At 58.5% G+C, this 9,635-nt stretch carries 10 protein-coding genes; 6 read left to right on the plus strand and 4 right to left on the minus strand.

Going from position 1 to position 9,635, the window contains the following annotated elements; genetic code table 11:
- Positions 1-62 precede the first annotated feature (62 nt).
- The 3 genes from Q0J81_RS08645 to Q0J81_RS08655 all read right to left on the minus strand — a co-directional run bounded on the left by Q0J81_RS08645 (position 63) and on the right by Q0J81_RS08655 (position 2,427).
- The gene (locus Q0J81_RS08645; RefSeq protein WP_294447222.1) at positions 63-806 is read right to left on the minus strand and encodes a sulfite exporter TauE/SafE family protein; all 744 of its coding nucleotides are present in this window, start codon (positions 804-806) and stop codon (positions 63-65) included.
- Between the two features lie 155 nt (positions 807-961).
- Positions 962-1,705, minus strand: a complete 744-nt coding sequence (locus tag Q0J81_RS08650; RefSeq protein ID WP_294447224.1) for a sulfite exporter TauE/SafE family protein — start codon at positions 1,703-1,705, stop codon at positions 962-964.
- A gap of 230 nt (positions 1,706-1,935) precedes the next feature.
- On the minus strand, positions 1,936-2,427 hold the full coding sequence (locus Q0J81_RS08655; RefSeq protein ID WP_294447226.1) for a rubrerythrin family protein: 492 nt from the start codon (positions 2,425-2,427) through the stop codon (positions 1,936-1,938).
- Between the two features lie 169 nt (positions 2,428-2,596).
- On the opposite strand from Q0J81_RS08655, the gene Q0J81_RS08660 reads away from it, so the two are divergent.
- The 6 genes from Q0J81_RS08660 (at position 2,597) to Q0J81_RS08685 (ending at position 8,711) form a co-directional block, all read left to right on the plus strand.
- On the plus strand, positions 2,597-3,271 hold the full coding sequence (locus tag Q0J81_RS08660; protein WP_294447227.1) for a YigZ family protein: 675 nt from the start codon (positions 2,597-2,599) through the stop codon (positions 3,269-3,271).
- Positions 3,268-4,239 carry an asparaginase gene (locus Q0J81_RS08665; protein WP_294447228.1) on the plus strand — a complete coding sequence of 324 codons (972 nt, stop codon included), beginning with the start codon at positions 3,268-3,270 and terminating at the stop codon, positions 4,237-4,239. Before Q0J81_RS08660 ends, Q0J81_RS08665 begins: the two co-directional genes overlap by 4 nt.
- Before the next feature lie 72 nt (positions 4,240-4,311).
- The gene (locus Q0J81_RS08670; protein WP_294447229.1) at positions 4,312-4,818 is read left to right on the plus strand and encodes a peptidylprolyl isomerase; all 507 of its coding nucleotides are present in this window, start codon (positions 4,312-4,314) and stop codon (positions 4,816-4,818) included.
- Positions 4,819-4,927: 109 nt separating this feature from the next.
- Positions 4,928-5,362: a glutaredoxin family protein gene (locus tag Q0J81_RS08675; protein WP_294447230.1), complete on the plus strand. Its 435-nt coding sequence runs from the start codon at positions 4,928-4,930 to the stop codon at positions 5,360-5,362.
- An 86-nt stretch (positions 5,363-5,448) separates the two neighbouring features.
- Positions 5,449-7,083, plus strand: a complete 1,635-nt coding sequence (locus tag Q0J81_RS08680; protein WP_294447231.1) for a hypothetical protein — start codon at positions 5,449-5,451, stop codon at positions 7,081-7,083.
- Positions 7,080-8,711, plus strand: coding sequence for a hypothetical protein (locus tag Q0J81_RS08685; RefSeq protein WP_294447232.1), 1,632 nt, complete (start codon positions 7,080-7,082; stop codon positions 8,709-8,711). Before Q0J81_RS08680 ends, Q0J81_RS08685 begins: the two co-directional genes overlap by 4 nt.
- Before the next feature lie 336 nt (positions 8,712-9,047).
- Here the strand turns inward: Q0J81_RS08685 and Q0J81_RS08690 are convergent.
- The coding region (locus Q0J81_RS08690) for a Sir2 family NAD-dependent protein deacetylase (RefSeq protein WP_294447234.1) at positions 9,048-9,635 on the minus strand (588 nt) is incomplete at its 5' end.

Genomic DNA, 9,635 nt, shown 5'->3' on the forward strand with positions numbered 1-9,635 from the left:
GAGCTTTTGTGCGAAGAGGCGTCGAAGGCGTACGGGCTTGGGCCCTTTGCCGAAACGGTGCGCTAGCGGGAAAAATAGGGCATGACGCGCATGAACAGCGACACCGCAGCCACGCCAAGCAGAATGAGCAGGGCGTTGTGGAAGGTTTCCTGTTTGATGCGCTTTGCGAGCGGCCAGGCGCAGAGAAAGCCCGCTACGGCGACGGGTACGATGAAGGAAACGCTCCGGAGGACATCTTCGGTGATGAGGCCGTGGATTATGATGACGCTGAGACTGATGATGGATGCCGGGGTGGAGCTGCTGAAGAAGCCTCTGGCCTTATTTTTTTCCATGCAGATGAGCGATGCGTACATGGCCATAATGGGACCGTTGATGCCTATGGAACCGCCGAAGAATCCGGCAAAGAATCCGCATCCCCATTTCATGAAGTCGCGGGGGGCCATGCACGTGCCGAGCCAGTCCTGAATGAGCTGCACGATGATGTGCAGGACGATGATGATGCACAGCAGAAGTTCCAGTATTTCAACATCCACGACTTTCAGCGTCCACACGCCGAGCAGAATGCCGGGGATGGCCGGAAGCCAGAAGCCGATGACCTCCCGCACATTGATGTAGCGCCAGTAAAGCGCAAAGGACATGAGGCTTACCAGGACCGAGGTAATGATGCTGATGAGGATGACCGTTTTGGATGAAACGAACAGCGTGATGAGAGGAAGGGCGATGAGCATGCCTCCCATGCCCGTAAGACCGTTGATGAATGCGCCGATGAACCACGCCGCGCCGATGATGAACAGATCGTTGACCATGAAATTCTCAGAACGAAGGTGAAACGGAAAAGAGCATTACGGGAGTGGTGTTGCCCGCCGCAGCAATGAGGACGAAAGTCCCGCCGGGCCGTGACGTGCAGAAACGGCCGGCGGGAAAGAGCCGGGACCGAAGGCCCGGGTACTTTGCAGAGACGCTACCTTGTGAAGTAGGGCAGAAGCTGGAAGAACAGGGAAACGGCGGCCACGCCCAGCAGAATGAGCAGGGCATGATGAAAGGTCTCCTGCTTGATGCGCCTGGCCAGCGGCCAGGCACAGACGAAGCCGGCTACGGCGGCAGGAGCCACCCACGACACGGCATGAATGACGTGTTCCGTCACGAGCCCGTTGCCGACAAGCACGGACAGACTCACGAACGAGGCGGCCGTGGCGCTGGTGAAGAACCCGCGGGCTCTGTTTTTTTCCATGCACATGAGCGAGGCGTATATGGCCATGACGGGACCGTTCACGCCGAGCGAGCCGCTGAAAAAGCCCGCCCCGAAGCCGCACACGTATTTCATGACGGCGCGCGGCGCCATGCAGGTGCCGAGCCAGTCCTGAATGAGCTGCACGATGATGTGCAGGACAAGAAGAATGCAGAGAAAAAGTTCCAGCCAGGCGATGTTTACGACTTTGAGGGTCCACACGCCGAGCAGAATGCCGGGCACGGCCGACAGCCAGAACCCCGCGACGTCGCGTACGTTGATGTAACGCCAGTAAAGCAGAAGGCTCATGAGTCCGACCATGAAACCGGACAGCATGCTGACCACGATGGCGTCCTTGGAAGACGCGAAGAGTGATATCAGAGGAAGCGCGATGAGCGCGCCGCCCATGCCGGTAAGTCCGTTGATGAACGCACCTATGAACCAGGCCGCGGCCGTGATGAGAATGTCGGTGTCCATGACTGCCTCGAAAAAAAGCATAAGTCATGATTATTATGCTTCTGCCGGGCATTTGTAAATGAAAAAAGGGCACGCACGACGGACGGAAGAGCGTGAAAGCTCACAAGAAGCACGGCTTTTCGTGTCCGTCGCCGTTCATGTTCGCGGATTGAGGCGAAAGGACGCGAAAAAGGCCGCCGGATTTCCGGCGGCCTGAACGGTGCGCTGCCTGCGGAGCAGGGGCGGAAGTTTTACTTCACGGTGTAGAACTTGTCGCCGGAAGCGCCGCACACGGGGCACTTGCCGTCAAACTTGCCCTTGCTGATGAAGCCGCACACGGGGCAGATGTAGTAGTCTTCGGCGTCCGTGGTGGGATCGGTGGCCACGTCCTTGTAGAGTTCGGCGTGCACGCCTTCCACCTTGCAGACCATGTCGAGGTACTTGGCCACGGCCATTTCCTCTTCATTTCTGGCGTCGAGGATCATGCCGGGGTACATGTTCACGCATTCATGGGTCTCGCCGGCGATGGCGGCCTGAATGTTTTCAGCAGTGCTCTTCACTTCCTTGGCGTTGCGGAAGTGGGCGAGGGCGTGGATGGTTTCGGCTTCGGCAGCGGCACGGAACAGCTTGGCGGCCTGCTTGCAGCCTTCCTTGTCAGCCTGAGCGGCAAAGGCGAGGTACTTGCGGTTGGCCTGGGATTCACCGGCGAAAGCTTCCATCAGGTTTTCATAGGTCTTGCTCATAATGACTCCTTGTGCGAAAAACGTTGACGTTGTATTTCTTTGTGTGGTTGGTTCCTTACTAGGAACAATTCTTATTTAGAACAGTCTGCCGACTTTGTAAAGGATTTTTTTCAAGGTTGTCGGCGTTTTTTTATTTTTCTTATAATCATTTGATAATAAAAGGTTTTTTATGGCATCTTCCTACCTGGTTCCCGATTTGCCGCTGTTTGACGAAGCGCTTCTGCACCGCGGGGAAGGAACGACATGTCGGGTTCGCTTTGAAGAGGAGATCAAGCGCAGCCGGTTCATAACCACGCTTGCCCGGGCCGACAGCCGGGAGCGGGCGCTTGCCTTTGTGGAGTGCGTGCGCGGGGAGTTTCCCGATGCGCGCCACAACTGCTGGGCCTACGCCGTGGGCAGACCCGGCGACACGGCAAGGGTGGGGCAGAGCGACGACGGCGAGCCGCACGGCACTGCGGGCCGGCCCATGCTTGCGCAGCTTCTGTACGGGGGCGTGGGGGAGCTTGTGGCCGTGACCACGCGGTACTTCGGCGGCATAAAGCTCGGGACGGGCGGCCTTACGCGCGCGTATCAGAACGGCGTGAAGCAGGCGCTCGAGCTTTTGCCGGTGACGGAAAAGAAGGTGCTCGTGCGGGCGCTTGCGGAAGTGGACTATGCTCATGCCGATCGTTTTTACCGGCTGTTGCCCCGCTTTCAGGCCCGGGTGGTCGAGGATGACTTCGGCTCAAGGGCTCTGTTTACCCTGGAACTGCCCGAAGACATGGCGGAAGCGTGTCGCGCGGCGCTCAGGGAAGCCACGGACGGCGCCAGCGAACTTTTATTGACGGAAGAGGAAAAAGGATGAAGAACATTCTCATGCTGGCCACGGGCGGTACCATTGCCTGTGAACCTTCGGAAGACGGCCTTGTGCCGCGTCTTTCGGGGGAGACCATGCTTCAATATCTCGGCGGAGCCGGTCTGCCCTGCAGGGTTGAGGTTCGCGAGCTCATGAATCTCGACAGCAGCAACCTTCAGCCCGAGGACTGGAAGACCATGGCAGGGGCCGTGGCCGACGCGTGCGACGAATACGACGGCTTTGTCATCACGCACGGCACGGACACCATGGCCTACACGGCCGCGGCGCTGCATCAGATGCTGAAAAATCTGCCCAGGCCCGTCATCATCACAGGTTCTCAGCTTCCGTTCACGGCGGAGGGGTCCGACGGCCCCCGCAACCTGCGGGACGCGTTCTTCGTGGCCTGCGAAGGTGTTCCCGGCGTGTTCGTGACCTTTCACGGCGCCGTCATCGACGGCGCCAGGGCCAAGAAGATGCACACGGAAAGTTTCGCCGCCTACGCCAGCGTGAACGCGCCGCTTGCCAGAATCACGCCGGACGGCGTTCTGTGGAAGGAGCGCCGCCCGCTGCCGGACGGGCCGCTGGAGCTTCTGACCGGTCTTGAATGTCGGGTATGCGTGCTCAAGCTGGTGCCCGGTACTTCTCCCGCGCTTCTTGACATGATGGTGGAGGCCGGATACCGGGGCATCATCATAGAAGGGTTCGGAGCCGGCGGCGTGCCCAACGACAGCCGGGGCAGCTTTCTTCCTTCCATTCGTCGCGCCGTGGAAAAGGGCGTGGTCATCGTGTGCGCCTCGCAGTGCGTTTTTGACGGCGTGGATCTTTCCCGCTATCCCATAGGCGTGCTTGCCGCGCGGCTCGGCGCCGTTTCCGGCGGCGACAAGACCGTGGAAACCCTTACCGTGCGGCTCATGCAGGCGCTTTATTACTGCGGCAGTGCAGAAGACGTGCGGGCATTCATGGAAAGTCCTGTTTAGTCGCGGCCGTTTGCCTTGCCTTTTCCCCTTTTTTGCGTCACAAAAGAAAAAATTACCTTTGTGGAGATAATGATGAGCAACCCCCTTATCCTCATGGAAACTTCTTCCGGCGACATCCTGCTGGAACTTTTTGAAGACAAGGCTCCCGCCACGGTGGCCAACTTTCTGCGCTACGTGGACGAGGAGTTCTACAACAATACCATTTTTCATCGAGTCATCAAGGACTTCATGATTCAGGGCGGCGGACTCGGTGTGCGCATGGACGAAAAGCCCACGCATGAGCCCGTGGTCAACGAGGCTGGCAACGGCCTTTCCAACAAGCGCGGAACGCTGGCCATGGCCCGCACTTCCGAGCCTCATTCCGCTGCGGCGCAGTTCTTCATCAACGTGGTGGACAACGACGAGCTCGATCATCGGGACGATACGCCCGAAGGTTTCGGCTACTGCGTGTTCGGTCGCGTGGAAGACGGCATGGACGTGGTGGACAAGATTGCAAAGCTCAAGGTCAAGCCCCAGGGTGAGCATGAGGCTGTGCCTCTTGACATGGTCGTCATTACCCGCGTCAGTCGTTTTGAATAACCGTCAGTGACGGAGAGCCGGTTTTGTGCCGGCTCTTTTTGTCTTTCCGCCGGGCTGCGGAAACACGGACAGACGGCCCGCTTTGCGGGTCGAACTTCAGGAGCGTTTCGTGGAAGCTGGTTCAGGTTCAATTTCGCTTTTCGTGGTGGTGTTCGTTCTCATATGTCTGCTGGCGTTCTTCATCCGCAAGGGCAGCAAAAAGCCGGTAAAACGCCTTTCTCCCTCGCCGGAGACGGGCATTCCCCAGGGACTGGAGGAGGAGTACCGCTGCGGCGTGGATCCCTGCGGCTGCGGCGTGCCCGTCATGTATACGCTGCATACCTGTCGTCACTGCGTGAGGCTCAAGGATTTCCTCGACAAGAACGGCATAGACCACAAGCTTATTTATGTGGACGACTTCTCCGATCCTGCCAGAAGGGAAATCATGACCACGCTTCGTTCTCACAATCCCCGCGGCTCCTTCCCTACGCTGGTGGTGCCGGACGGTCGGAGCGTGGTGGGATTCCGCGAAGACGCCGTGAGGAGTCTGCTTGGACTTGAGTGAGCGCGTTTTGCCGGGAAAGCCTCTTGCCGGCAGATCTGCAGTTCCCGGAAGGGACATATCCCTTCATTAATGCCAGAGGAGCTTGGATGAACAAAAAGTATATCGTGGGCGGTCTTGTCTTCTGGGCCGGTCTTTCCGGCTACATGGGCCTGCGCATTCTGGAAAGCTATACCGAGGACGCCGTATTTGCGGCGCTTTCCGCCGTGCCCGCGCAGGCTCAGGAGATACGGTATTCCTTTTTGAACAATACGCTCAGACTGAAGGGCGTGGAATATGAGATCCCCGACGAAAAGATCATGCACAAGGGCACGATAGAGAGCGTGGAAGTGACGGGCTTCAATCGCAAGTGCATGTTCGTGAAGCCCAATATGCCCGCCTACGATCCCGATGCTCTTCCCATTGTGGCTGAGTCCATCACGGCGACTGGCATTGTCGATAACGTGCATGCGGGACATACGAAGATGGAGCAGCGCGTGGAGAGCGCGCATCTTCGCGGCTGGTATCAGCGTCTCGGCATGCTCCTGGATCAGCACAGCCAGCACAACGGAGAGGCATCCTTTTTTGAGGAACTGTATCGCTGCCGTCTGGACGGCCTGGAGCTGAACAACGTAACGTCCGTCGTTTCCGCCCCCTACAGACTGCCCATGCGTATTTCCGTGGCCAGAATAGCTCTTTCCGAAGGCATGCGCGCGCCGCGCGGCACGGAAAAGGCTCCCTCCGTCAGTCTGCTCATTTCCGGTGCGGGCGTTGCCGGCAGTAACGTTTCCGGGAGCTTTCAGCAGATTTCCCTCAAGGATCTCCGTGTGCTTGAACCGGCGGCCATGGCGGAATTTCTGCGTCTGAACAGGGAGCTGGATGCGGGCGATCCAAAACAGGTGGACGAGGGCTCTTCCGATAAGCTCATCGACAGGATGTTCGAAATCTTCGCAAAGCATGGTCAGGACAGGCGTCCGCTTTCTGGACTTGCGATGCAGGACGGTTCCTTTGCCGTCAGGGAAAATCTCCCCGGAGGCGGGAGCGGTGACGTCATTCTGAACATGGCGCTGAAGAGTCTGAACTGCACGATGGGCATGGCGGCTGACGGCGGACTCAGAGACGACGTGACGCTTTCCGGTCTGCACTTCTCCTTTCCCAAACCGGGAATGTTCAGGGATGTGCTTTCCCGCTATGCACCGGACGGTCTTACCCTGAACGCGACGAGCAGCACACTCATGGGAGACGACGTGCTTTCCGGCAAGGTCGGCTATGAAATGGAGGGGCTCGGAGAACTTGAGGGAAAACTCGACCTGACGGGCGATATTCGTGCTCTGCGGGCGGCCCTGGCGGATTTGCCGGAGAAGAGTCTCGATGGGCTCATGCAGAGCGTGCGGCTTCGTCGTCTGAATCTGGACTACAGGGATTCCGGTCTGGTTCCTCTGACTGTGGAGCTGCTGGCCCGCTGGCATTTCGACACGCCGGAAGAAACGCTGAATGAAGCCCTCGTTCTGCTGAAGATGCTCGAACAGGCTCCGGAAAGACCCGTGCGGGAGCTTTGCCGTGCGCTCACGGAACAGCTTGCTGCACCGGGCGAATTCACCATGACCATTGCACCGGAACAGCCCATGAATTTCGCGGAGGCGCTTTCTCTCGCGTCCGGGAATCCCGACGCGCTGCCTGTCACCTTCATGTCAAAGCCGGGAACAAAGGCCATGAAAGAGTACCTTGCCGGGGATAAGTCATGAATAAGAAGTATGCGATAGCCGCCCTTGTCGTCATCTGTGCCGGAGCGGCCGGCTGGTTCGGCGTTCATACCGTGGAAAGGCAAACAGAGCAGGCCGTGGCGGATGCCCTGTCCTCCGTGTCTGCGCAGGCGAGCGAGATACGGTATTCCCTTCTTGAAAACAGGCTCACGCTCAAGGGCGTAACCTATGAATTGTCCGGTGACGATGTTTCGCGCAGGGGAAGCCTGGAAAGCGTGGAAGTGAAGGGCTTCAACCGCAAGTATGTGTTTACGCGCTCCGATGCGCCGTATAGTCCCGATGCGCTTCCCCTGGTGGCCGATGCCATTACCGCTGTGGGCATCACCGACAGCACGCAGATGGACGGGGTAAAAGTTGAGCAGCGAGTGGAAAAGGTGCAGCTCACGGGCTGGCATCAGCGGCTCGGCACCCTGCTTGCCCTGAACGAGCAGCACCGGGGCGATGCTTCCTTGTTTGAGGAGCTGTATCGCTGCCGCATCGACGCCATGGAAATCGACAACGTGAGCATGACCCTTTCCGAAGTCGATACTCCTGCCGTGAGCGTTGCCGTGGAAGGCATTTCGTTTCCCGACGGCGTGCGCGCTCCCCGGGACGGGGAAAAGGTCGCGCCTGTTCGCGTGCGTTTCGACGGCTTTCATGTTTCCGGCAGGGACTTTTCCGGTGGTCTGCGGAAGCTGGAATTTTACGATGTGCTTGCTCCCGATCCTGAGATCCTGGCGGCATTCTGTCAGTTGTTCGGAGCAGTGGACGACCTTGAGGACGAGGAAAAGCGCTACCTTGCCGAAGAAAGGCTTATTTCGGACATCGAGAATCTTCTGTTGAAGAATTACGAAAACAGGGTTCCGGTCGGCCGTGTGCTCGCGGAAGAAGGCTCCTTCAGCTTGCAGGATTCGCCTGAAGAGACGGGCGCGAAGCCTGCCGTCTTTTCCATGGCCCTGAAGAGCTTCGATTATCGGCTGTCTCTGACGGAAGAAGGGGCGATCAAAGATGCTACGAAGCTTTCCGGGTTGAAGATGAACTTCCCCGACACCATGGATGAGGCGGACATACTTTCCCGCTACGCGCCCGAGGGGCTGGTTCTGAACATGACCAGCAGCAGTCTTATAGGGGATGATGTGTTTTCCGGCAGCGCCCGCTATGAGATGGAAGGTCTCGGTGAGCTGGAAGGAAGCCTCGATCTTGTCGGCGACATTCGTGCGCTTCAGCGGGTAGTGCTGGAAGGCGATCCTTCGGGAGAGATGAACAGGCTCATGCAGTCCGTGCGTCTCAAGGGGATGAATGTGGTCTATCGGGATTCCGGATTCCTGCCCATGAGCGTGGAAATTGCGGCCCGATGGAGCGACTCGACGGTTGAAAATGAGCTGAAGGAAATTTCGGCCCTTCTGCAGAAGATGGCGCAGGAAAAGGAAAGACCCGTTCGGGAATGCGGCGCGGCTCTTTACGAGCAGCTTGAACATCCCGGCGAGTTCGTCATGACCATTGCCCGGGAACGTCCCATGAATTTCATGGAGGTCATTACTCTTGCGTCCATAAATCCCGATGCATTGCCCGTGACGCTCGCATCGAAGCCGGGGGAAACGGCGCTGACGGACTATCTGCCGAAACCATGAACATCGTGAGCCTCGCGCGCTGCTGAGCGCTGCGCCGTGAGCCGATGACACTGTGAGGGCGACGGAGAAATCCGCCGCCCTTTGTGTTGTGCGTCAGGAGAAGCCTTGCGTCTTCCGGATATGCCGCGTGCCGCACAAGACTCGTGTTCGGAGCCATGAGGCGCAGGATGCGTGTCGTCCGCTTTTGCACGGTGTGCCGGTGAGCGTACGCATGGCAGACATGAAGGCCGAAGGATGAGCGCCTCCGGAGCGGTGGAGAAAGGCGACAGAGAAGAGCCCCGAGCGCTCTTTTTTCCGGGCGTTGCGGGCCATGTTTTGCGGCGCGTTTTCGGGCTTTTAAATCTCGAGGGCTTCCATTTCCTTTTTCAGATCGCGGCCGGTCCAGACGGCATAGCGGTCGAGATGCGTGGGGTCGCGGTTGATGATGGCGATGTTGCCGCCGCTTTGCAGCGTGATTTCCGGCACGGCTGCGGCCGGATACACGGTAAGGCTGGTTCCGAGCACGAGCATGAGGTCGGCAGCACGGGCCTCGCGTTCCGCCTCGGTGAGGGCGTATTCGGGCAGGCCTTCTCCGAAAAATACGATGTCCGGCTTGACGATGCCGCCGCACTTGTCGCACACGGGAATTTCCCCGGCGCGCACGCGGGGCGCGATTTCCTCGAACGTCCAGCTTTTGCCGCAGCGCAGGCAGTGATGCAGAAGCGGGGAGCCGTGCAGCTCGAGCACCTTGCGGGAACCGGCCTTCTGATGCAGGAGATCAATGTTCTGCGTAATCACGGCATGGATGACGCCTTTCTGCTCCAGTCTGGCAAGCGTCTTGTGCACGATGTTGGGTTCCTTCTCGTCAAGGTTGTAGAGAAAGTCCTTTGAGTGTTCGTAATAGTAGCGCTGATCCTTCATGAAGTAGTCGAGATCAAAGAGCTT

Origin of the sequence: uncultured Mailhella sp. (genome assembly GCF_944324575.1) — a bacterium.
Lineage (GTDB): Bacteria > Desulfobacterota > Desulfovibrionia > Desulfovibrionales > Desulfovibrionaceae > Mailhella.